The organism is Burkholderia pyrrocinia, assembly GCF_001028665.1.
Classification (GTDB): Bacteria; Pseudomonadota; Gammaproteobacteria; order Burkholderiales; family Burkholderiaceae; genus Burkholderia; species Burkholderia pyrrocinia.
Genome location: NZ_CP011504.1, coordinates 2,863,272 through 2,885,497, shown reverse-complemented (window position 1 = coordinate 2,885,497; position 22,226 = coordinate 2,863,272). Strand labels below are relative to the sequence as shown.

Annotated in this window: 20 protein-coding genes; 10 read left to right on the top strand and 10 right to left on the bottom strand. The window is 68.1% G+C overall.

Annotated elements, in window-relative coordinates:
- Window positions 1–5: 5 nt before the first annotated feature.
- Together aptA and ABD05_RS28920 are read left to right on the top strand one after the other, a co-directional pair.
- Entirely contained in the window at window positions 6–1,364 is a 1,359-nt protein-coding gene (gene aptA, locus ABD05_RS28925) for an omega-aminotransferase AptA (RefSeq protein ID WP_047903358.1), read from the top strand.
- A gap of 50 nt (window positions 1,365–1,414) precedes the next feature.
- On the top strand, window positions 1,415–2,932 hold the full coding sequence (locus ABD05_RS28920; protein WP_047903357.1) for a CoA-acylating methylmalonate-semialdehyde dehydrogenase: 1,518 nt from the start codon (window positions 1,415–1,417) through the stop codon (window positions 2,930–2,932).
- 146 nt (window positions 2,933–3,078) lie between these two features.
- Here the strand turns inward: ABD05_RS28920 and ABD05_RS28915 are convergent, their stop codons facing one another.
- The 4 genes from ABD05_RS28915 to ABD05_RS28900 all read right to left on the bottom strand — a co-directional run bounded on the left by ABD05_RS28915 (window position 3,079) and on the right by ABD05_RS28900 (window position 6,789).
- Window positions 3,079–3,453, bottom strand: coding sequence for a COG4315 family predicted lipoprotein (locus tag ABD05_RS28915; protein WP_047903356.1), 375 nt, complete (start codon window positions 3,451–3,453; stop codon window positions 3,079–3,081).
- A gap of 294 nt (window positions 3,454–3,747) precedes the next feature.
- Complete coding sequence (locus tag ABD05_RS28910; RefSeq protein WP_047903355.1) at window positions 3,748–4,680, bottom strand: DMT family transporter; 933 nt, start codon at window positions 4,678–4,680, stop codon at window positions 3,748–3,750.
- Between the two features lie 127 nt (window positions 4,681–4,807).
- Window positions 4,808–5,740, bottom strand: a complete 933-nt coding sequence (locus ABD05_RS28905; RefSeq protein WP_047903878.1) for an AEC family transporter — start codon at window positions 5,738–5,740, stop codon at window positions 4,808–4,810.
- A gap of 164 nt (window positions 5,741–5,904) precedes the next feature.
- Window positions 5,905–6,789, bottom strand: a complete 885-nt coding sequence (locus ABD05_RS28900; protein WP_047903354.1) for a LysR family transcriptional regulator — start codon at window positions 6,787–6,789, stop codon at window positions 5,905–5,907.
- Between the two features lie 306 nt (window positions 6,790–7,095).
- On the opposite strand from ABD05_RS28900, the gene ABD05_RS28895 reads away from it, so the two are divergent.
- Window positions 7,096–7,485, top strand: coding sequence for a nuclear transport factor 2 family protein (locus tag ABD05_RS28895; protein WP_047903353.1), 390 nt, complete (start codon window positions 7,096–7,098; stop codon window positions 7,483–7,485).
- Window positions 7,486–7,548: 63 nt separating this feature from the next.
- Here ABD05_RS28895 and ABD05_RS28890 read toward each other — a convergent pair whose 3' ends face one another.
- Window positions 7,549–8,484: a helix-turn-helix domain-containing protein gene (locus ABD05_RS28890; protein WP_047903352.1), complete on the bottom strand. Its 936-nt coding sequence runs from the start codon at window positions 8,482–8,484 to the stop codon at window positions 7,549–7,551.
- An 87-nt stretch (window positions 8,485–8,571) separates the two neighbouring features.
- Here ABD05_RS28890 and ABD05_RS28885 point away from each other — a divergent pair, with 87 nt between their 5' ends.
- Together ABD05_RS28885 and ABD05_RS28880 are read left to right on the top strand one after the other, a co-directional pair.
- Window positions 8,572–10,011, top strand: a complete 1,440-nt coding sequence (locus tag ABD05_RS28885; RefSeq protein ID WP_047903877.1) for a cytochrome P450 — start codon at window positions 8,572–8,574, stop codon at window positions 10,009–10,011.
- Between the two features lie 188 nt (window positions 10,012–10,199).
- Window positions 10,200–10,505 carry a panthothenate synthetase gene (locus tag ABD05_RS28880; protein ID WP_034191456.1) on the top strand — a complete coding sequence of 102 codons (306 nt, stop codon included), beginning with the start codon at window positions 10,200–10,202 and terminating at the stop codon, window positions 10,503–10,505.
- 155 nt (window positions 10,506–10,660) lie between these two features.
- On the opposite strand, the gene ABD05_RS28875 is transcribed toward ABD05_RS28880, so the two are convergent.
- Entirely contained in the window at window positions 10,661–11,461 is an 801-nt protein-coding gene (locus ABD05_RS28875) for a helix-turn-helix transcriptional regulator (protein ID WP_047903351.1), read from the bottom strand.
- Window positions 11,462–11,585: 124 nt separating this feature from the next.
- Between ABD05_RS28875 and ABD05_RS28870 the strand changes: the two genes are divergently transcribed.
- Together ABD05_RS28870 and ABD05_RS28865 are read left to right on the top strand one after the other, a co-directional pair.
- Window positions 11,586–12,992, top strand: a complete 1,407-nt coding sequence (locus ABD05_RS28870) for an APC family permease (protein WP_047903350.1) — start codon at window positions 11,586–11,588, stop codon at window positions 12,990–12,992.
- Window positions 12,993–13,056: 64 nt separating this feature from the next.
- Window positions 13,057–14,166: a DmpA family aminopeptidase gene (locus ABD05_RS28865; RefSeq protein ID WP_047903349.1), complete on the top strand. Its 1,110-nt coding sequence runs from the start codon at window positions 13,057–13,059 to the stop codon at window positions 14,164–14,166.
- 129 nt (window positions 14,167–14,295) lie between these two features.
- Here ABD05_RS28865 and ABD05_RS28860 read toward each other — a convergent pair whose 3' ends face one another.
- A complete protein-coding gene (locus ABD05_RS28860; protein ID WP_047903348.1) occupies window positions 14,296–14,508 on the bottom strand; it encodes a hypothetical protein in 213 nt (70 codons plus the stop codon).
- 136 nt (window positions 14,509–14,644) lie between these two features.
- Window positions 14,645–16,828, bottom strand: coding sequence for an FUSC family protein (locus tag ABD05_RS28855; RefSeq protein ID WP_047903347.1), 2,184 nt, complete (start codon window positions 16,826–16,828; stop codon window positions 14,645–14,647).
- 201 nt (window positions 16,829–17,029) lie between these two features.
- Between ABD05_RS28855 and ABD05_RS28850 the strand changes: the two genes are divergently transcribed.
- Window positions 17,030–17,977 carry a LysR family transcriptional regulator gene (locus ABD05_RS28850; protein WP_047903346.1) on the top strand — a complete coding sequence of 316 codons (948 nt, stop codon included), beginning with the start codon at window positions 17,030–17,032 and terminating at the stop codon, window positions 17,975–17,977.
- Window positions 17,978–18,109: 132 nt separating this feature from the next.
- On the opposite strand, the gene ABD05_RS28845 is transcribed toward ABD05_RS28850, so the two are convergent.
- Window positions 18,110–18,412, bottom strand: coding sequence for a DUF4148 domain-containing protein (locus tag ABD05_RS28845; protein ID WP_047903345.1), 303 nt, complete (start codon window positions 18,410–18,412; stop codon window positions 18,110–18,112).
- Between the two features lie 215 nt (window positions 18,413–18,627).
- Window positions 18,628–19,770: a porin gene (locus tag ABD05_RS28840; protein WP_047903344.1), complete on the bottom strand. Its 1,143-nt coding sequence runs from the start codon at window positions 19,768–19,770 to the stop codon at window positions 18,628–18,630.
- A 309-nt stretch (window positions 19,771–20,079) separates the two neighbouring features.
- On the opposite strand from ABD05_RS28840, the gene ABD05_RS28835 reads away from it, so the two are divergent.
- Both ABD05_RS28835 and ABD05_RS28830 read left to right on the top strand, forming a co-directional pair.
- Window positions 20,080–20,541 carry a VOC family protein gene (locus ABD05_RS28835; protein WP_047903343.1) on the top strand — a complete coding sequence of 154 codons (462 nt, stop codon included), beginning with the start codon at window positions 20,080–20,082 and terminating at the stop codon, window positions 20,539–20,541.
- Window positions 20,542–20,789: 248 nt separating this feature from the next.
- On the top strand, window positions 20,790–22,124 hold the full coding sequence (locus tag ABD05_RS28830) for a chloride channel protein (protein ID WP_047903342.1): 1,335 nt from the start codon (window positions 20,790–20,792) through the stop codon (window positions 22,122–22,124).
- Window positions 22,125–22,226 lie beyond the last annotated feature (102 nt).

Below are 22,226 nucleotides of genomic sequence, written 5' to 3'. Positions count from 1 at the left end.
CCGACATGACCGACATCACCACCGCCGCGCAGCACGACGACACGACTATCCGCACCGACGCCGCGTGGCTCGACGCGCACTGGATGCCGTTCACGGCCAATCGCCAGTTCAAGGCCGATCCGCGCATGATCGTGTCGGGCCAGGGCGCGTATTACACGGACGCCGAAGGCCGCAAGATCTTCGACGGCCTGTCGGGTCTCTGGTGCACGGGCCTCGGTCACGGCCGCACGGAAATCGTCGAAGCCGTGAGCCGCCAGGTCGCGCAGCTCGACTATGCGCCGGCGTTCCAGTTCGGCCACCCGAAGTCGTTCGAACTCGCGAACAAGATCAAGGAGCTGACGCCGGCCGGCCTCGACTACGTGTTCTTCACGGGTTCGGGCTCGGAAGCGGCCGACACGTCGCTGAAGCTGGCCCGCGCATACTGGCGCGCGAAGGGCAAGGGCACGAAGACGCGCCTGATCGGCCGCGAGAAGGGCTACCACGGCGTGAACTTCGGCGGCATCTCGGTCGGCGGGATCGGGCCGAACCGCAAGCTGTTCGGCCAGGGCCTCGACGCCGATTTCCTGCCGCACACGCAACTCGCCGAGAACAAGTTCTCGCGCGGGATGCCCGAACACGGCGCGGAGCTGGCCGACCGCCTGCTCGACCTGATCGCGCTGCACGACGCATCGAACATCGCGGCCGTGATCGTCGAGCCGTTCTCCGGTTCGGCGGGCGTGGTCGTGCCGCCGAAGGGCTATCTGAAGCGGCTGCGCGACATCTGTACCGCGCACGACATCCTGCTGATTTTCGACGAGGTCATCACGGGCTTCGGCCGTGCCGGCGCAATGACGGGCGCCGACGCGTTCGGCGTGACGCCGGACATCCTGAACTTCGCGAAGCAGGTGACGAACGGCGTGCAGCCGCTCGGCGGCGTGGTCGCGACGAAGGAAATCTACGACACGTTCATGGCGGCAGGCGGCCCCGAGTACATGCTCGAGTTCCCGCACGGCTACACGTATTCGGCGCACCCGGTCGCGTGCGCGGCCGGCGTCGCGGCGCTCGACCTGCTCGTGAAGGAAGACGCGGTGGCCCGCGTGCGCGATCTCGCACCGCATTTCGAGGCTGCCGTGCACGGGCTGAAGGGCCAGCGCCACATCGCGGACATCCGCAACTACGGCCTTGCGGCCGGCCTGACGATCGCGGCGCTGCCGGGCGAACCGGCACGGCGCCCGTACGAGATCGCGATGCGCTGCTGGGCGAAGGGCTTCTACGTGCGCTACGGCGGCGACACGATCCAGCTCGCGCCGCCGTTCATCTCGGAGAAGCGCGAGATCGACAACCTGGTCAACGCGCTGTCCGACGCACTGAACGAAGTGGACTGAGCCGCGGCTCGCCCCCCAGCGACAACCGAATTCACGAAAGAGCCTGAACGATGAAACACGACAGCAATGTGACCTCCACCCTCGGCCACCTGATCGACGGCAAGCGCGTCGACGGCGGCAGCCGTGTCCAGCCGGTATTCGACCCGGCCACCGGCGCATCGCACAAGAGCGTCGCGCTCGCCGACAAGCTGACCGTCGAAGCCGCGATCGCGTCCGCGCAGGCCGCGTTCCCGGCGTGGCGCAACACGCCGCCGCTGAAGCGCGCCCGAGTGATGAGCCGCTTCAAGACGCTGCTCGAGGAGCACGCCGACGAGCTGTGCGCGCTGATCACGGCCGAGCACGGCAAGGTGCTCGCAGATGCGATGGGCGAGCTGCAACGCGGGATCGAGAACGTCGAATACGCGTCCTACGTGCCCGAGCTGCTGAAGGGCGAGCACAGCAAGAACGTCGGCCCCGCGATCGATTCGTGGAGCGAATTCCAGGCGCTTGGTGTCGCCGCCGGCATCACGCCGTTCAACTTCCCGGTGATGGTGCCGCTGTGGATGTGGCCGATGGCCGTCGCGTGCGGCAACACGTTCGTGCTGAAGCCGTCCGAGCGCACGCCGTCGTCGACGCTGCGCATGGCCGAGCTCGCGCTCGAGGCCGGCCTGCCGCCGGGCGTGCTGAACGTCGTGAACGGCGACAAGGAAGCGGTCGACACGATCCTGACCGATCCTCGCGTGAAGGCCGTGAGCTTCGTCGGCTCGACGCCGATCGCCGAATACATCTACTCGACCGGCTGCGCGCACGGCAAGCGCGTGCAGGCGCTCGGCGGCGCGAAGAACTTCGCGGTCGTGATGCCCGACGCGGACATCGGCAACGCGGTGAACGCGCTGATGGGCGCCGCGTACGGCTCGTGCGGCGAGCGCTGCATGGCGATTCCGCTGGTCGTCGCGATCGGCGACGAGACGGGCGACCAGGTCGTCGCGGGCCTGAAGGCGGAAATCGACAAGATGAAGGTCGGCCCGGGCAACGGCGCGGGCGTCGACATGGGGCCGCTCGTCACGCAGCAGCATTTCGAGAAGGTGACGGGCTTCGTCGAAGCGGGCGTGGAAGCGGGCGCGACGCTCGTCGTCGACGGCCGCGGCGTGAAGGTCGACGGCCACGACGGCGGCTACTACCTCGGCCCGTGCCTGTTCGACAACGTGAAACCCGGCATGCCGATCTACCAGCACGAGATCTTCGGGCCGGTGCTCGGCGTGATCCGCCTGAAGTCGCTCGACGAGGCGATGGCGCTGATCGACGCGCACGAATACGGCAACGGCACGTGCCTGTTCACGCGCGACGGCGAGGCCGCGCGCTACTTCAGCGACAACATCCAGATCGGCATGGTCGGCATCAACGTGCCGCTGCCGGTGCCGGTCGCGTACCACTCGTTCGGCGGCTGGAAGCGTTCGCTGTTCGGCGACCTGCACGCATACGGCCCGGACGCCGTGCGGTTCTACACGAAGCGCAAGACGATCACGCAGCGCTGGCCGTCGGCCGGCGTGCGCGAAGGGACGGTGTTCAGCTTCCCGTCGAACCGCTGACGCGCATGCCGGCTGCATGCGTCGCCGGCCCGCCGGCTGGCGATGCAATGTGGCAGGTGTGCAGATATGAAGGCCCGCCCCGATCGACAATCCGGGCGGGCTTTTTTACGTCCGCGCCGGTTGCGCGGACGGCGGCGGAACAACGCTTACGGCGCGACCACGTGCCACATGTCCTTGAAGTTGTCGCCGTTGCGGTCGCCCTGTTTCATGTCCTTCGAGAAGAAGTACAGCGGCTTGCCCTTGTATGCCCATTGCGGGCTGCCGTCGTCGCGTTTCACGATCGTGTAGGGCCCGACCGGTGCGTCGGTCGCGCTGGCCTTGTACGGCGGCCAGAAGGATTCGCACTGGCCCGTGCATGCGCTGGTGCCGGCGTTGGGCTTGTCCTTGTCGAAGGTGTAGACGGTCATCCCGTTCGCGGCGACGAGTGCGCCGTTTTCGACTTTCGTGATCGAGCCTTGGCCCGAGGCCGAAGCGGACGCAATGGCGAGCAGGGCGGAACTGACGAGCAGCGCGGCTTTCATGAGTGCCTCCTGTAATCCGGTGGGCGGCCGCGATTGCGCGCACGGGCGAGCGGGCGCGACGATCGCGATGAATGGTGCCGGAACGCGGCACCGTTGCCGCCGGTGCGAGCGACGCAGGGTCGGATGGCGGCAAACGGAGCGCTTCATTCACGATAGGCGTTTTTTTGCGGGGCTGCGAGAGAGTCCGGGCGCGTAGCGGCGGCGCGCGGGTGTCGCGCAACGGTGTGGCGAATGCCGTCGCGGCCCGGTATTCGGGATCCGTCCCCGAGCCTGCGCGGCGCCTGCGCCGATGCGTCAGCGCCGTGCGCGATTGGTCAGCGCGACGCCCGCGATCACGAGCGCGCCGCCGGCCAGCATCGATGGCGACAGCGGTTCGCCGAGCAGCACGACCGACAGCAGCACGCCGAACACTGGCACCAGGTTGGTGAACACAGCGGCGCGGGCCGGCCCGAGTTCGCGAATCCCCTGCGAATACCAGACGAACGCGACCACGGTGCCGATCGCGCCGAGATAGATCATCGACACGACGGCCTGCCACGTCAGCGGCATGCCGCCGCTTGCGCCCGGGCCGAACAGATGCGCGACGACCAGCAGCGCGAGGCCCCACAGCGTCGCGTACGTCGTTGCCGCGAGCGGCGACAGCCCGTCGAGCGCGCGCCGGCCGATCACCGTATAGGCGGCCCAGCTCAGCACCGCGCACAGCATGGTTCGTTCGCCGGCGCTGAACGTGTTGCCGAGGTCGGTCAGCACGCGCAGCCATTCGCCGCGACTGATCACGACCAGCGCGCCGAACAGCGCGACGGCGATGCCGGCCCAGCGCGACAGCGACAGGCGTTCCCGCATGACGACCGACAGCAGCACGGCGGTGGCGACCGGATTCAGCGCGACGAACAGTGCGGTGCGGCCGGCCGGCATCCGCGCGAGCGCCGCGAAAAAGCACACGTTGTACAGGAAGATGCCGGTCGCGCCGAGCGCGAAGGTCGTCACGACCTGGCGGCCGTTCAGCTTCGGCAGGCCGCCTTCGAACGTCCACGTCAGCGCGACCAGCAGCAGCGCGGCGATCGCGAAGCGGCCGGTGGCCGCGGAAGTCGCGGACATCGACGCAGCAAGGATCCGGCCCGCGATGAACGTGCCGCCCCAGAACAGCGCGACGAGCGTGAGCTTCACGTAGATGGCCGCATTCGGCCGGGTGGCGGCGATGCCGGCGGGTGGGGCGGGAGCGTTCATGTGTGGTGGCTTCTCGAAAGGGGGGCGAGGCAATGCGTGCATGACCGCGCCGCGGCCGACGATGTCGAACCGTGCGAAAACTGGCCTGCAGGCCGATTCAGCGGGGATGGAGTCGGGTGCCGCGCCGTCAGCGAAACGCGGGCGCCGACGCGAGCGCCGTCAGCACGACGGGCATCGCGAGCGCCGCGGCGACCGTCTGGAACGCGGTGATGCCGGCCATCAGCGGCGCGTCGCCGCCGAGCTGGCGCGCCATGATGTACGACGCCGACGACGTCGGCAGCGCCTGGAACAGCAGTGCGACCGTCAGCGCCGCATCGCCGAGCCCGAACAGGCGGCCGGCCGCGAGCGTGATGAGCGGCATTGCCATGAACTTGAACGTCGACGCGACGCACACCGGCTGAATCCACGTACGGGCCGCGTCGAATTTCAGCGCCGCGCCCACGCACAGCAGGCCGAGCGGCATCGACGCCGCGCCGAGCGCGCGCACGGCCGGCTCGACGGCCGCCGGGAACGCGACGCCGCCGGCTTGCAACGAAATCCCGAGCACGCACGCGACGACGAGCGGATTCGACAGAATCTGCCGCATGAGCGCGCCCGCGCCGAGCCGCGAATCGCCATACCGCGCGAAGACCAGCACGCACATCAGGTTGACGGTCGGGACGATCGCTGCAACGCACACGGCCGCGAGCGCGATGCCCTTTGCGCCGAACAGCCCGGCGGCGAGTGCGGTGCCGACATAGTTGTTGAAGCGCACCGCGCCCTGGAACACCGACGTGAAGCCGGCGCCGTCGACCCGGACGAACGGGCGGACCAGCAGGAGAAGCACCGCGGCGACGGCGGTCGAACCGACCAGCGCGGCCGCGAGCGGTAAAACGGGCAGCGCTTGCAGTCGCGCGTTCGCGAGGCCGTCCGCGAACAGCGCCGGCAGCAGCACGTAGTAGCAAAGGCGCTCGGCCTGCGGCCAGAACGCGTCGGCGATGAATGCCGTGCGCCGGAGGCCGTGGCCGAACGCGACCAGCAGCGCGACCGGCGCCAGCGCGAGCAGGATCGGGCCGATCATCGGCGCGCCTTCACGCCGGCCGTGCGGAGCGGCTGGCAGGCGGAGCGGCGGAACGAGGCGGGAATCCATCCGGCGGGCAACATGGCGGCACGCAATCGAAAGAGTGACGATGCCGCCAAGTTAACACGCGAAAGCAACAGGAATAATTGTTAATTATCGGGTGTTCAATGAGAAATTCTCATCGATGATGCGGTCACTTCGGCGGCCAGCGCACGTGCGAAACGCTCGGCCGGACGCGACTGGTGTTCGAGCAGCACGACCGCGCGCCCCATCTGCGGCTGGCCGAACGGCAAGCGCGTGACGGGCGGCAGGCGCGCGAGCGTCGCATCGGGAAGCGCGACGATCGCCGCGCCGAGCCCGCGCGCCACCATCCGTGCGATCGTTTCCGCGCTGTCCAGCACCATCTCTTCTCGCACGCGCACGCCGATGCGGCGCAGCTCGGCGGCGATCATGCGGCCGGCCCAGGCCTGCGCGTCGAAGCGGATGAACGGCAGCGCTTCGAGCAGCGTGCGCGCGTCGCGTTCCGCATGGTCCGGCGGCGCGAGCAGCCAGAAGCGATCCTCGTACAGCGTGGTCCACGTCAGTTCCGCCGGATGCGGGCGCACGGGGCGCGTCGTGATCGCCGCATCGAGTTCGCCGGCCGCGACGCGGTTCGCCAGTTCGGCCGACATGCCGGCCGACACGTGCACGCGCAGCGACGGATGGGCGTTGCGCAGCGCGAGCAGCGCGTCGGGCAGCGGGCCGGACAGCGCGGTCTGGATCGCGCCGATCCGCAGGCGGCCGACGAGCTTCTTCTCGTCGCTGAGCGCATCGGGAATCCGGTCGACCATCGCGAGCACCTGCTCGGCCTGCGCGAGCAGGATGTTGCCGGCTTCGGTGAGCACCGGCTGCCGGCGCGAACGGTCGAACAACTGCACGTTGTATTCGCTTTCGAGCGTCTTGATCTGCAGGCTCACCGCCGACTGCGTGAGCCCGATGGCTTCGCCGGCGCGTGCGAAGGTCCGGTATCGGGCGATGGCGACCAGCGTTCTGAATGCGCGTAGTGACATGGACGAAGTGACGTGGGCGGCGGGGCCGGCATGCGGATTGCTCGCGTGACGGCGGCTGCGTTCGCGTGACGCGCCGCGCAGGTGCGGCGAGGTCGGCGTGCATCGGCGGAAAAAGCGGCCGGCGAGTTCGCGGACATCATGCCCGTGCCCGCCGAATCGGGCAACCGCGGCATTGCCGGCATACGATGGAAGGCAGCGGGCTGTCGGCCGATGCGGCTCGACGTGGAGGGTAACGGGCGCGTTCCACCGGAACACCGGAACCCGCGCGAGCGAGGCTCGCACCGACCCTTCGAGGAGGACACGACGATGCTTGAGGAACCGAGCAACGAACCTGGCGCCGTTGCACGCGCCTGCTATCGCGCATATGCCGACAAGGACCGCGACGCGATCGAAGCGCTGATCACGCCGGACTTCCATTTCACGAGCCCGCTCGACAACCGGCTCGACCGCGACACGTATTTCCGGCGCTGCTGGCCGAACAGCGTGACGCTGGCGCGCTTCGATTTCGTCGACGTCGTCGTTCGCGGCGAGCACGTATTCGTCGTGTACGAGGCTGAAACGAGCGGCGGCAAGCGGTTCAGGAACGCGGAGCGGTTGCGCATCTGCGACGGCCGGATCGTCGAGGCCGAGGTGTACTTCGGCTGGAACGTGCCGCACGCTGCGCCTGAAGGCGGTTTCGTCGAACCGCGCGATTGAGCGGAGGACGCAAGCGGGTCGTTCATCGCGAAACGAATGACCAAAGCGGGATCCGCCGCCGCGTCACACCCAGAGCCGGTACATCCAGAACGATTCGTCGTCGATGAAGCGTTGCGTGAATTCGCTCGGCGAGAATCCCGTGATGCGCTTGACCTCGCGGCTCAGGTGCGCCTGGTCGGCGAACCCTTCGTCCAGCGCCAGCGTGGCCCAGTTGAACGCGGCGCCGGCTTCGAACCGGTCGCGCGCCGCGAAGAACGCGCTTTCCGTCCTGACGAGCGCCTGCCACTCGCGCAGCGATCGGCCGCTGTAGGTCTTGATGCGCCGTTCGACCTGGCGCGGGCTGTGCGTGCCGCGCCATTCGCGCGCCTGCAGCGCGAGGCGCTCGACCCAGCTACGCCCCGCGTTGCGGAGCGACGACAGCGGCGTCGCAGGCCGAAGCGCCTGCCAGCGGGGCGCGAGGTGGCGATCGATTGCCGCCAGCGCGTCGGCGTCGCGATCCGCGGCGATCAGCGCATCGAGCAGCGGGTGCCAGTCGCGGCCGAGGCACGCGTGCGCGTCGAGCACGCGGTCGTGGATGTCAGGCAACGCGATGCCGAACAGCGTCCGTGCCGCATCGGCGTTGAAACAGATCATGCCGATCAGCCCGCCCGTCGGCGCCCACGCGACGGTGGGGGCCGAGTGGCTGCCCGACAGCGTCGCCGAGGCACCGAAGGGGCGCCATTGCGGGCCGTCGGCCGTTGGTTCGATGAAGCCCACGTCGAGATCCCGATACCACGACACGCAGACGAGCGGCGTGGCCGGAAAGTGCGAGAGCCGCTGCGCGTCGCCCAACGCGAAGCCGCGCGTGTCATGCAGGACGATCGCGACCACTGCGCCCTGCAGCGCGGCCGGCGCGGGATGCAGCCGCGCATGCGGCGACTGTCCGCCGCTCGACACACGAGGTGCGCGCGCAAGCGGATCGGGGCATGACGGCGGGATCGATGGCGGTCCGGAGAACATGACGCCGAAGTATAGGGACCGGCCGCACGCGTGTCGATGTCGTTTGCGTTCAAGACCGCCGGCTCGCCGACGCGGACAATCCGGCGCATGAACACACGATCCTCTTCCCAATGTCCATTCCATGCGGGCGCCGCTGCACCGGCGCCCGTGCTTCACCCGCCCGGCGTATGGCCGCCGGGGCCGCGTGCCGGCCTGACGGGGTGGGGGCTGCTGCGCAAGATGTCGCGCGACCTGATCGGCACGCTGTCCGGCTGGCAGCGCGAATACGGCGACCTCGTGCACTTGCGCGTGTGGCCCGAGCACGCCGTGGTCGTGACCGATCCGGCGCTCGTGCGCGAGCTGCTGGTCACGCATCACGACGCGTTCGGGCGCTGGGAGCGCGCGATCCGCATCTTTGCGCAGGTCCACGGCCATAGCGTGCTGGTTGCCGAGGGCGATGCGTGGCGCGACAAGCGGCATGCGCTGCAACCGAACTTCATGCCGAAGCCGGTTCAGGCGTTCGTTCCGGCGATCGCGGCGACGGCCGGTCATGCACTCGCGCAGTGGCCCGCGCGCGATCCGGACTGGCCGATCGAAAGCGCGCTGACGTCGTTGGCGATGGACGTGATCATGCGCACGATGTTCTCCGATACGATCGGCGACGATGCGCGTGCCGCCGAGGATGCGGTGCGGGCGGTGAGCGCCGCGGCCGACGCAGCGTTCTACCAGCCGGCGAGCACGCCGGACTGGATGCCGTGGAAGCGCGGCAAGGTTCGGGCGACGGCGGTGCTGAACGGGCTGATCGACCGGCAACTGCGTGCTCGCGTCGACATGCCGGAGCGCACGTGGCCCGACGATCTGCTGTCGCGCCTGTTGCGGCTGCATCGGGCAGATGGTCGGAAATGGCCGCTGCAGGCCGTGCACGATGAATGCATGACGGCGTTCCTGGCCGGCCACGAGACGACGGCCGGGGCGCTGACCTGGTGGGCATGGTGCATGGCCACGAATCCGGCCGTGCAAGCCGCCGCGCGCGACGAGGTTTCCCGCGTGCTGGGCGGTCGCGCGCCATCCGCCGAGACGCGATCTTCGCTGCGCTACCTGACGCAGACGCTCGACGAAACGCTGCGCCTGTATCCGTCCGCGCCGATCCTGATCAGCCGCCGTGCATCGCGGCCGGTCGCGCTGGGCGCATGGCAGTTTCCCGCACGGACGCTGTTCATGCTGCCGCTGCAGCTGATGCAGCGCGATCCGCGATGGTTTCCGGAGCCCGACGCGTTTCGTCCGGAGCGTTTCGCCGACGATGCGCCGGCGCTGCCGCGCGGCGCGTACATGCCGTTCGGCACGGGCCCGCGCGTATGCCTCGGGCAGCATCTGGCGATGACGGAGATGACGGTTGTGGCCGCAATGATCCTGCAGCGTCATGTTTTGTCGGTGCCGCCCGGCATGGCGGCGCCGCGCGCGGTGCTGAACGTGACGCTGCGGCCGGAGCGGGCGCTGCATCTGGCGATCGAACCGACGGGGCTGGCGGCCGATACGGTCTCCGCATGATGGGGGCGTAAGAGGTCGATTCGACCCGGCCTGCATCGCGCGGGCGATTGCCGTTTGCGCGACGCGGTGTCATCGAATCGTCGGAATGTGAATGCGTGCCGGCAACTGCTTGCGGCGCCACTGGCGCGGCGTCGCGCAGCACCTATGCTTGAAGGGCCCACGCCGGGCGGAGCCCAAGGAGGATGGTCATGCGCATGCTTCTCAACATACGAATCCCTCACGAGCCGTTCAACACGCTGGTGCGCGACGGCAGCGTCGGCGACGTGATCTCGCGAATACTCGAAGCGGTCAAGCCGGAGGCCGTGTATTTCACGGAGCAGAGCGGCGGGCGCGGGGCGGTCGTGATCGTCAATCTGGATGACCCGTCGCAGATCCCGGCGCTCGCGGAGCCGTGGTTCCTGATGTTGAATGCAGACTGCGAGTTCCGCGTGGTGATGCTGCCGGACGATCTCCGGAACGCCGGGCTCGCGCAACTCGGCGCAAAGTGGCGGTAGCAGGACGCTGCGCATGACCGTGCCTTGCCCGAAAACCGGGCAGCCTGGTTGTCGACGGAACATCCGCGTGTGCTTCCCCCGATGAGCACGGATTGCGGCGATTCACGGATAGTGCACGATTCCGCGCCCGTTGCCATCCGTGCTGCTCGATGCGCTCATCCGGCCGCATCTTCTCCCAGCGCCTGGATGAACCGCGAAAACAGCTCGGGCTGCGACGAGATCCCGAGCTTCGCGTAAAGATGCCGCCGATGCACCTTCACCGTTTCCGGTGAAATCGCGAGCCGCTCTGCAATCGCCTTCGACGAATTGCCGCGCAGCACCATTCTCGCGATCGACATCTCGCGATCGGTCAGCACGCCCGCGCCGAAGCGTGCGAGCGCCTGCTCGACGCGCACGCCGAGATCGGCGTCGGGCGTCACGCGCGCGGTGTCGCCCACCAGCCGCCAGTGCTGCCGGATCGTCGCGAGCACCCACGGCATTGCGGCCGTCAGCTTGCCGAGCGGCTCGACGTCGAAGCGCGCGGCCGCGCCGAGCGACAGCGACAGCAGCGTGTCGGCGTTCGGCCGCACCAGGATCTGGATCTCGTCGTCGCCGACCGCATCGCGGAAATAGCTCAGGAAATACTCGCTTTGCCTGAACAGGTCGGGCGCGACTTCCTCGAGCCGGTAGCAGCCGTCGGCGAGCCCGTCGTGCGCGGCCTGCAGGAACGGGTCGAGCAGATATAACCCGTTCAGGTAAAGCGGCACCGGCGATGCGGTGTCGGTGCCGCCGGTGTCGTATTCGTCGAGCACGAGCGGCACGCCGTCGCGGCCGACTGCGGTCGCGAGCGCATTGTCGAACGGCGCCATTTCATTGAGCAGCAGCACCAGGAACCGCCAGAAGCGCGGCTGGCCGAGATGATCGATTGCGCGGCCAAGCGCCTGGTGCATCGCGATTTCGGAAAAGAGACGATCCATACCACCACCGGAAAGGCGTAACACGAAGGGGGAATAGCGGTCCTGAAATTGGCTTCCTAGACTGCCACGCAATCAGTCGGGCCCGAGTATGGGCGTTCAAAAAAGTGCAGCACAGGAGAACGAGATGGCGATGATGTCGGAATCGACGGGCACGCTGCAAGCGGCGCCTGCAACGGAAGACGCGCCGCGCGCGCTGTCGCAGACGCTCAGCGTGCGCGACGCGGTGATGATCACCGTGTCGGGCGTGACGCCCGCAAGCTCGATCTTCGTGATCGCGCCGTTTGCGATCCAGCAGGCCGGCAGCGGCGCGGTGCTGTCGTTCCTGCTCGGCGGCGTGCTCGCGCTCGCGTTCGCGCTCTGCTATGCGGAGCTCAGCGCCGCGCACCGCAGCGCGGGCGGCGAGTACGTGATGGCCAAGCGCGTGTTCGGCACGCTGCCCGGCTACCTGACCTTCATCACGGTGCTGTCCGTCAGCGTGTTCATCCCGGCCGTACTCGCGAGCGGCGCCGCGCCGTATCTGAACAACGCGCTCGGCACGCACTTCAGCAACCAGTCCGTCGCGCTGACGATCGTGCTGCTCAGCTACCTGCTCGGCATGCTGAACATCAAGACGAATGCGTGGATCACCGGCGCGTTCCTCGTCGTCGAGATCGGCGTGCTGATGCTGATCGCGGGCCTCGGTTTCGGCTCGCTGCATCGCGGCGCCGACGTGCTGGTCGCGCCGGTCGTCGCGAGCGGCAATGCGCTCGTGCCGGCGACGCTCGCGGCCATCGTGCCCGCGATCGGCACGGCGATCTTCTGCTACAACGGCTTCGGCTCCGCCGCTTACCTCGCCGAAGACCTGCGCGGCGGCAACCGCAACGTCGCGAAGGCGGTGATCTATTCGCTGCTCGTGATCCTCGTCGTCGAACTGGTGCCGCTCACTGCGATCGTGCTCGGCGCGCCTTCGCTGACCGAACTCACGAAGAGTGCCGACCCGATCGGTTATGTCGTGCGTTCGCTGAGCAATCCGGCCGTGTCGCGCGTGGTCAGCGCCGGGATCTTCCTGTCGGTGTTCAACGCGATCATCGCGATCGTGATCACGATGGGCCGCCTGCTGTACAGCAGCGGCCGGCACGCGCTCTGGTCGCGCACCTGCAACCGTGCATTCTCGACGATCCATCCGCGCCTCGAATCGCCGTGGCTCGCGACGATCGCGCTCGCGGTGCCGTCGGCGGGGCTCGTGTTCGTGTCGAGCCTCGACGAACTGACCGCGTTCACGGTCGACCTGCTGCTGCTGATCTACCTGGTCGTCGGGCTGGCCGCACTGGCGAGCCGGTTCGTGCGTCGCGACGTCGAACATCATTACCGGATGCCGCTGTGGCCCGTGACGCCGCTCGTCGCGGTAGCGGGCGCTGCATACACGCTCTACACGACGCTGGCGACGGCGACGAAGCCGACCGACCTGATCATCATCGCCGGGCTGCTGGTCGCCGCACTCGTGATGTATGTCGTCTGGGCGCGCCACAGCGAAGCATTCCGCGCGCTCTGAACGCCGGATCGCCACCTTGCAACACCGAAACACCGAACCATTGAAAGACTGGAGGAATTGCATCATGCGCACGAGGGATCTCGGCATCCGCATCGGACTCGGCACGCCGGGCCGCTTCAATGCGATCACGGACGTTCCGGGCGTGCGGGTCGGACATTGCACGCTGAACGTCGAGAACGGCGACGCATCGATCCGCACCGGCGTCACCGTCATCGAACCGCGTACGGGCGCCGCGCACGATTCGCCGTGTTTCGCGGGCGTGCACGTGCTGAACGGCAACGGCGACGCGACGGGGCTCGAATGGATCCGCGAGGCCGGCCTGCTGACGACACCGATCGCCTATACGAACACGCACAGCGTCGGCGCGGTGCGCGACGCGCTCGTCGCGAACGAGCGGGAAGCGGCGGCCGGCCGCGTGTACTGGTGCATGCCGGTCGTGATGGAAACCTACGACGGGCTGCTGAACGACATCTGGGGGCAACACGTCAACGCCGCGCACGTGTTGCGCGCGCTGGCCGCCGCGCAGTCGGGGCCGGTCGCCGAAGGCGGCGTGGGCGGCGGCACGGGCATGATCTGCCACGAGTTCAAGGGCGGCATCGGCACCGCGTCGCGTGTGCTCGCGGCCGATGCGGGCGGCTGGACCGTCGGCGCGCTCGTGCAGGCCAACTACGGCGTGCGCGAGATGCTGCGCGTGGCCGGCTATCCGGTCGGCGAAGTGCTGCGGCACGTGCATTCGCCGTTCCGCGTGCCCGACGCGACAGGCGAGGCCGGCATGGGTTCGATCGTCGTCACGATCGCGACCGACGCGCCGCTGTTGCCGCATCAGTGCACGCGCCTCGCGCAGCGCGCGAGCGTCGGGCTCGCACGCGTCGGCGGCGGCACCGAGGATTCGAGCGGCGACATCTTCCTTGCATTTGCAACCGGCAATGACGGGCTGCCGACAGCGAACTACGGCAGCAAGGGCGCGCCGACCACCGGCGTGAAGATGGTCAACAACGACCATATTTCCGCGCTGTTCGTCGCGGCGGCGGAGGCAGTGGAGGAAGCGATCGTGAACGCGCTCGTCGCGGGTGGCGACGTCGAATCGCGCGGTGCGCGGGTCGAGGGGCTCGGGCAGGCGCGCTTGCTGGATGCGTTGCGCGAAGTGGGGTGGCGGCCGGGGCGCGGCGCCTGAAACGGCATGCGCCGCTTCAATCGAAGCGGCGTGGAGCGGGGCGGCGATGCGGCGATCGGCCGGTGCGCCGCCCGCCCGCGGATTCGATGCGGGCGATGCGGGCCTTGCCGTGACGACGCAGCGTCATGCTCAGCTGCCGAAGTAGATGTTGCAGAAGCTGACGGGGCCGACACAGGCGTTCGGATCTTCCTGCTTCGATTGCGCACGATCGACGCGGCCTGCGGCCTTGACGGCTTCGGCGCGGTTCGCCTGTTGCTGTGCGACGTCGGCCGGCGCGGGCTGTGCATGGGCGACAGCAGCGGTGAGCGACAGGGCAACGAGGGCGAGGTGCAGCGGCTTCATTTTGTTTCTCCTGGGTGAGTGCCAGTCTCGCTGGCAGTGATGAAACTATAGGCTCGCACTGCTTAAAGATTAATCACCACGCCTGTAGAGCTTATTTCCATCCGGAACAAGGATCCCGTTGCGTGCGCACCGATGTTCAATGGCGATGCCGGTTGAACGGCGCATCCTTGTCGAGTAGCGCGCTGCGCATGAAGTGCAGGCAGCCGACGATCCGCTGCATGCGCCGGCGCGCGTCGGGCACCGCGTACCACGCCTGCAGCGTGTGCTGCGCCGCGCGGATCGCGAGATTCACCGATTTCAGCGTGCGCGCATGGTGGCCGGGCGTCGGATCGTCGAAGAAGCGCGGCAGCTCGTGCAGCACCGCATCGATCGAACCGGTCCAGCGCAGCGTCTGCGGCGGCTTGGATTCGCAGAACGCGTGCAGTTCGTCGCGCAGGTCGATCACCGCATGACCGACCTCGAGCGTGGACAGCATCCAGCGCAGCGCGTCGCGATGCTGCCGCGTGCGTCGCACGAGCAGCGTGCGCAACTGCGCCATCAGGTCGTGCGTGCTCGACTGGAAGCGCTGCGCGAGGCCGTCCGGCGCGCCTTCGCATGCAAGCGTGACCTGGCGGCGCAGGTCGTGCGCGATGCGGCCCGTGAGCCACGGCATGTGGGTGGGGAACACGACCGCGAACACGATCGAGCACGCGAGCATCGCGACGACGATGGCCAGCCCGTTGTTGACCAGGATTTCGGGCGTGTACGCGATCGCATTGTCGGGGCCCGCGAGCAGACAGAAGAACACCGCGAAGCCGATTCCGTAGCCCGACAGGCCCGGCCGCATCGCGAGAAACGCGCCGAGGCCGAGCACCGGCGCGAGCGTCGCACACAGCAGCGGGAAGCCGTCGATGTTCGGATACACGTAGCACAGGAACAGGTAGCCGACGGCGGTCGCGAATGCCGCGCCGACGCCCATCTGCGCGACGAACTTCGGCGCGCGCGGCGACGTCGAGCTGAGCGCGCACGCGATCGCGGTGGCGATTACCGCGAGCGAGCCGCTCGGCCATTCGGACGCGATCCAGAACGCGCTCATCGCGCCGACGGCGACGACCGTGCGCAGGAACGCGAAGCCGACGAAGAACGAATTGGTCTTCACCGCGTAATGCGTGACCGTGCGCTCGAATGCGTGATCGTCCTGGTCGAGCGACGCGTAGGTGTCCGCGTAGCCGAGATATTCGCCGATGAAACGGTACAGCAGCTCGATCGCCGTATCGAAGTCGAGCAGGCCGCCGGCCGCGTGTTCCTCGATGATCCGCCGCGACTCGCGCGCGGCCTTCGGCAACGCACTGTGGAAACGGCGCAGTTCGAGCATCGCACCGGTGGCCGGCGCGATGCCGCGCTGCCGCTCGTCGCGCAATGCGGCGAACCGCTGCGCGAGCGCGTCGATGTGTGGCGCCAGCGCATCGAGCACCGCGTCCGAGCCGTTCGCGCGCAGGCGCTTGACGAGCTGGTGCAGCGCATGCAGCCGTGTGCATGCGTTCATGAACTCGCTGTTCAGACGCGCGAGCCGGCGGCTGCGTGCGCGAATGTGCGGATCCTCGAACGACGCGAACGCGCGGTTCGCTTCGAAGCCGACGATGTCGTCGACGAAATCGGCAAAGCGCCGCTCGAAATCGCCGCGTGCGACGTCGCCCGCGAGCGCGCCGGCCGTGAAGGCCGCGAACGTCGTATGGCGTGTGCTCAGCGAACGCATCAGCGCTTTCGCGGAACTGAGCGGCAGGATCAAAGCGCTGACGGCGCCCGAACACGCGATGCCGAGCGCGACTTCCGCGGCGCGTGTGAGCGCGGACTGGAACAGCGTCTGCTGCGTCATCACGGCAGGCAGACCGATCAGCGCGGCCGTGTAGCCGGCGAGCACGAAACCGTACCAGCGGAAGTGGCGGTTGCGCACCGCGAGCGCGATGCAGCCGCCGATCCACAGCGTGATGCCGGCCATGTACAACTCGGGCTGCTGCGCGAACAGCCCGCCGAGCGCGAGCGCGGCGACGAGGCCGGCCGCCGTGCCGAGCACGCGGTAGAAACTCTTCGCGAACACCATCCCCGACAGCGGCTGCATCAGCACGAACACGGTCGTCATCGCCGTACGCGGCTGCGACATCTCCAGACGCATCGCGATGCCCATCGCAAGGAGCGCCGCGAACACGGTTTTCGCGAGGTGCAGCCAGATCAGCCCGTCGCTGGCGGCCCAGTCGCGTGCCGCGTCGCCGAGCGGATCGAGCCATGATCGCCATCGTGCCGGTTCGATGGAAGGTCGCTCGATCGCAGGTTGTGGCTTCATGAAAAGAGGGGACCGGTGCGGGGCCCGGCACGGTGCCGCGGCGCATCCGAACGGGTCCGTTCGACTGGTGAGGCGCCGATTGTAGGAGTGCGGCGCCCGCGCATTAACGCAGTTGCGGGGAAACGATAGTTGCAGCCGGAGCAACAATCTGTCGCATCACGTGGAGGAAAATAGCGGCTCCGCTACAGGTTGCTCACAGGAATGGATACCCTACAAAACATGCGGGTGTTTTCGCGCGTCGTCGAGACCGGCAGCTTCACCGCGGCCGCGCAATCGCTGAATTCGACGACGGGCGCGATGTCGCGCGCGGTGTCGGAACTCGAGGCGCGCCTGCGCACGCGTCTGATGAATCGCTCGACCCGCCGCCTCGCGCTGACGTCGGCCGGCGAAAGTTATCTGCGGCGTTGCCGCCAGATCCTCGCCGACGTCGACCGCGCGGAAGAAGAGGCGAGCTGCGCGCACGAACGGCCGGCCGGCGTGCTGCGCATGCACAGCTTCGCGAGTGTCGGGCATCACTATGTATTGCCCGCGCTGACGCGCTATCACGCGCAGTTCCCGGACGTGTCGATCGAACTGTCGCTGTCGCAGCGCATGCCCGACCTGTTCGACGGCACGAACGACATGGCCGTCGTGACCGCGTCGTCGCTGCCCGATTCGGAACTCGTGTCGCACCTGCTCGGTTCGACGTTCAGCATCCTGTGCGCGTCGCCCGACTATGTGAAACGACACGGCGCGCCGGGCCGTCCGCAGGATCTCGCCGCGCACGCGTGCCTGACGCTGTGTACGCCCGCGTTCCCGACGCACGAATGGGTACTCGAAGGGCCGGAAGGCGTCGAGCAGATCCACGTGGCTGGGCCGGTGCAGACCAATACGGCCGAATCGCTCGCACTCGCGATCCGCGACGGCATCGGGCTCGGCATGCTGCCGCTGTACTCGGCGATCGACGCGCTGCGCGACGGCACGCTCGTGCGCGTGCTGCCCGCGCATATCCTGCAGAAGATGAACGTGTATGCGCTGTATCCGTCGCGCCGCTTCGTCGACGCGAAGGTGCGAACCTGGGTCGAGATGCTGCGCGCGCAGGTGCCGGGGATGATCGCGCGCGACGTCGAGATGCTGAACGCGATCGGCCGAGAGCCGCAGGCCGCCTGAGCGCTGGGCGCGCACCGGCACGTCGATATATTGCGTTGGCCGGTGATCGCGCGACAGGCTTCGTCATGCACACGCGACATGCGCGTCGCCCGCGGGACACGATTCATGCGGGCGACGCGCTTCGTCATGTCGTCACAGCGCGGGTTTCGCCGCCGCGCCCGATTCGGTTGCCGGCGCGCCGGCCGGGCCGTATGCGGCCTGAGCGGCTTTCCGTTCCGCGAGACGCTTTGCCTGCAGTCGTTCCTGTGCCGCCATGATGTCTTCCGGATAGTTGCCGACTTCACCGCGCGCCGGGTTGTAGCCGACCGACTCGAGATCGATCAGTTCCTGCAGCACCTGCGCACGCGTGACGGGCGACTTCGCCGACTGGGCGAACGACAGGGCCGGTGCGGCAAGCAGGACGGCAGCGGCGGCGGTAACGACGAGCGATTTCACGAGGTTTTCCTGAGCAAGGGGTAGGTGGCCGGTTCGACGCGCGATGCGCGACCCGGAGCTTCGATACGAGTCTACGCAGCGCTTGCACCGGCAAAAACCCCGATTCCAGGCAGGCTGCCTTCCAGATGGAACAACATTGGCGCACGTCGCCCGCGGCAACGAACCCGTATGCGAACACGGGTTCGTCGCTGGCGGGCGACGTTGCCTCACGCCGGTCAGAAGCGCGTGCGCATGCCGATCGTGCCGACCACCTGGTTCGCCGTGCTCGATGCGCCGCCCGACGTGTTGATGAACGCCTGGTAGCCGCGGCCGGACGCATGCTGGACCATCGCTTCCGCGTACAGGTCGGTGCGGCGCGACAGCTTGTACACGGCCTGCAGGTCGACCTGGTGCCACTTCGGATCGGTACCGTGCTTGCTGTCCGGGTTCGACACGCTGGCATCCGTGTACACGTAAGCCGCACCGAGGCTGACCGCCGGCGTCACCGCATAGCGCACGTTCACGTCGTAGTTGTTGAACGCGACCTGGCCGGTCGAGCCGAACGAGCCCGTGTTGTCGTACTGCGAGCGCGTATAGACGAAGCCGACGGTCGCCGGGCCGAACACGTAGCTGACGCCGCCGCCGTACGTGCGCATGCGGTCCGAGCCGATCGACCAGCCGCCCTGGCTCACGCTCTTCGCTTCGGCCGAATCGGTCGCGCCGGGGCTCGCGCTCGTCGAGCCCTTCGTGCCGTTCATCTGCAGGTACGCGCCGGCCACCTTCAACGGGCCATTCGTGTAGCTCGCCGCGACGCTGTATGCGCGGTTGGCGCTGAAGTTCGTCGAGTTGGAGAACGCGTACATCGCGCCGACCTTGAAGCCCGCGAGCGAATCGCTCGTGTACTTGACCGCGTTGTTGATGCGCAGCGAGTGGTTCAGGTTGTCGTTGTCGAACGGATGCGCGAAGCCCGCGTCGCCGAAGTCGCCGGCCGTCGCGGACAGCGGCGCGACGAAGTCGACCATCGTGTCGTACTGGCGGCCGAGCGTCAGCGTGCCGTAGCCGGCCTGGCTCAGGCCGACATACGCATGGCGGCCGAACAGCTTGCCGTCCTGGCCGAGCCCGCCGTTGTTCGCGTTGAAGCCGTTTTCGAGCACGAACAGCGCCTTCAGGCCGCCGCCGAGATCCTCGCTGCCGCGCAGGCCGAAGCGGCTGCCGTTGATCGTGCCGCTGGCCATGCGCCACTGCGACGCGCCATTCACGTTGTTGGTGTATGCGATGCCGGCGTCGATCAGGCCGTACAGCGTGACCGAGCTCTGTGCGTGAGCGAGCGGTGCGAACAGCGCGGCCGTGCATGCGCCGGCGATGAGGGTTTTTTTCATGGTGACGCTCCTGCGTGTGGGACTGGAAACAAAAGTTCGGCGCAAGTATAGGAATGCACGGCGCGCGCAAGGCCGTTGGGGCCGCGAGCGCACCTTTCCGGATCCGGCAAGAGTCCTTCACAAAACTGACACGACGGGCCGCGCGCGCCCGACGCAGGTCGTTCATGCGCGATGGCCCGAACGCTGCATCTGTTCGGCGCGACTCGGCTGTCGCGCCGTTGCAACATGCGCGGGGCGCGGCACGACGGTTGATCGGTACGGGCGACGCGCGGAGAATGAGTCGCTCGTGCCCACGACCGGAGACATACGATGCGCCAGCCCGACCGCCATCCGCCGATCAGCGTCGCCGTGTATTACGGCGATCCGAACGCCGCGCTCGAATGGCTGGAGCGCGCGTTCGGCTTCGCACGCGGCATCGTCGTCCGTACGCCCGACTGCGACGTCACACATGCCGAGCTCACGCATCGCGGCGGCGTCGTGATGATCGGCGGACACTGGGCCGATTTCGTTGCGAGCCCGCAGGAGATCGGCGGCAGGAACACACAGAGCGTGCACGTGCAGCTTGCCGACGGCCTCGACGCGCATTGCGAACACGCGCGACAGGCCGGCGCGGAAATCCTGCAGGAACCGACCGACCAGTTCTATGGCGACCGCACCTATCGCGCGCGCGATCCGGAACAGCATGTGTGGACGTTCGGCCAGCACGTGCGCGACGTCACGCCCGAGCAAGCGGCTGCCGAAACCGGCCTGTCGTTCGAAGGCTGGTCCTGATGCGCGGTGCGCGCACGCATCGATGCTTTTCATCCATACATGCGGCGCAAACCGGAGCGCGTCACTTATCCGGATTGATCGGGTTGAGGCGGAAGGCGGTTACAAGCCATCCGTGCTTATGCATTCACAAAATGCATGAGTCGATTCGAAAAATACGTTTGTCTCATGAGGGGCGCAGGCCTACGATGCGGTCCTGATGACGGCACGCATGTTGCGCGCCGTCCTTTCGATCCCTGTTCGTCGACCTCATGCGCCTCGATCTCCCGTCCGCTCCCGCATCCGTTTCCCCGCCCGCCAGTCCGTTCGCACGCGTGGCTGCCGTCACGATCCTGACCGGCGTCGGCGCGGGGCTCGGCGGCATGCTGCTCGCGCTGCTGCTGCATGCGATCCAGCACGTCGCGTACGGCTACAGCGTCGCGCACGTGATCGGCACCGAGAGCTTCCTCACCGGCGTGACCGATGCCGATCCGCGGCGCAGGCTCGTGGTGCTGATCGTCTGCGGGATCGTTGCCGGCGGCGGCTGGTGGGCGCTTTACCGGTACGGCCGGCCGCTGGTCAGCATCCGCCGCGCGGTGCGCGCAGCCGATCCGCGGATGCCTTTCGTCAGCACGACGATTCACGCGCTGCTGCAGATCGTCACTGTCGCGCTCGGCTCGCCGCTCGGCCGCGAAGTCGCGCCGCGCGAGATTGGGTCGCTGCTCGCCGGACGGCTTGCGCATCGTGCGGGGCTTACGCCCGACGACTGCCGGCTGATGGTCGCGTGCGGTGCCGGCGCCGGCCTCGCGGCCGTCTACAACGTGCCGCTCGGCGGCGCGATCTTCGTGCTCGAAGTGCTGCTCGGCACGTTCGAACTGCGCGCGCTGATCGTCGCGGTCGTGACGTCGACGATCGCGGCGGCTGTCGCTTGGATCGGCCTCGGCAACGAACACCAGTACACGGTGCCTGCGTTCGCGCTGAGCACGCCGCTCGTCGCATGGTCGATCGTCTGCGGGCCGCTGTTCGGCTTCGCCGCGTACGGCTTCGTGCGGCTCACGGCCCGTGCGCGGGCGAACGCGCCGAAAGACTGGCGGCTGCCCGTGCTCGCGCTGGTCAACTTCGCGGCGATCGGCATGCTCGCGATGCGGTTTCCGCAATTGCTCGGCAACGGCAAGGGGCCGGCGTCGCTGAGTTTCGATGGCACGCTGACGATCGGTCTTGCAGCGGTGCTGCTCGTGCTGAAGGTGCTAATCGAGGCGGGCAGCCTGCGCGCGGGCGCAGAGGGCGGCCTGCTGACGCCTGGCCTCGCGAACGGCGCGCTGCTCGGCATCGTGCTCGGCGGGCTGTGGAGTCTCGTGTGGCCGGGCGCGTCGATTGGCGGATGCGCGCTCGTCGGTGCGACCGCGTTTCTTGCCGCGTCGATGCAGATGCCGATTACGGCGGTCGTGCTGTTGCTCGAATTCACGCGTGCGAATCACGACAGCCTCGTGCCGATGCTGCTTGCGGTGGCCGGGTCGCTCGTTGCGTACCGGTTCGCGCAGCGGCTGGCCGAGCGGCGGGCGAGTGCGGTCGATACAGTAAGCACGACGGCGACCGCAGCCCGCTAGCGCGCACATCCGTCATCTTTGCAGGCGGCGCCGATCGAGCCGCCTGTCGCTGTTTTCCTCCCGTTTTCCCGTCGTGCGGCCAAGCGAGCGCCACTGCGCGCT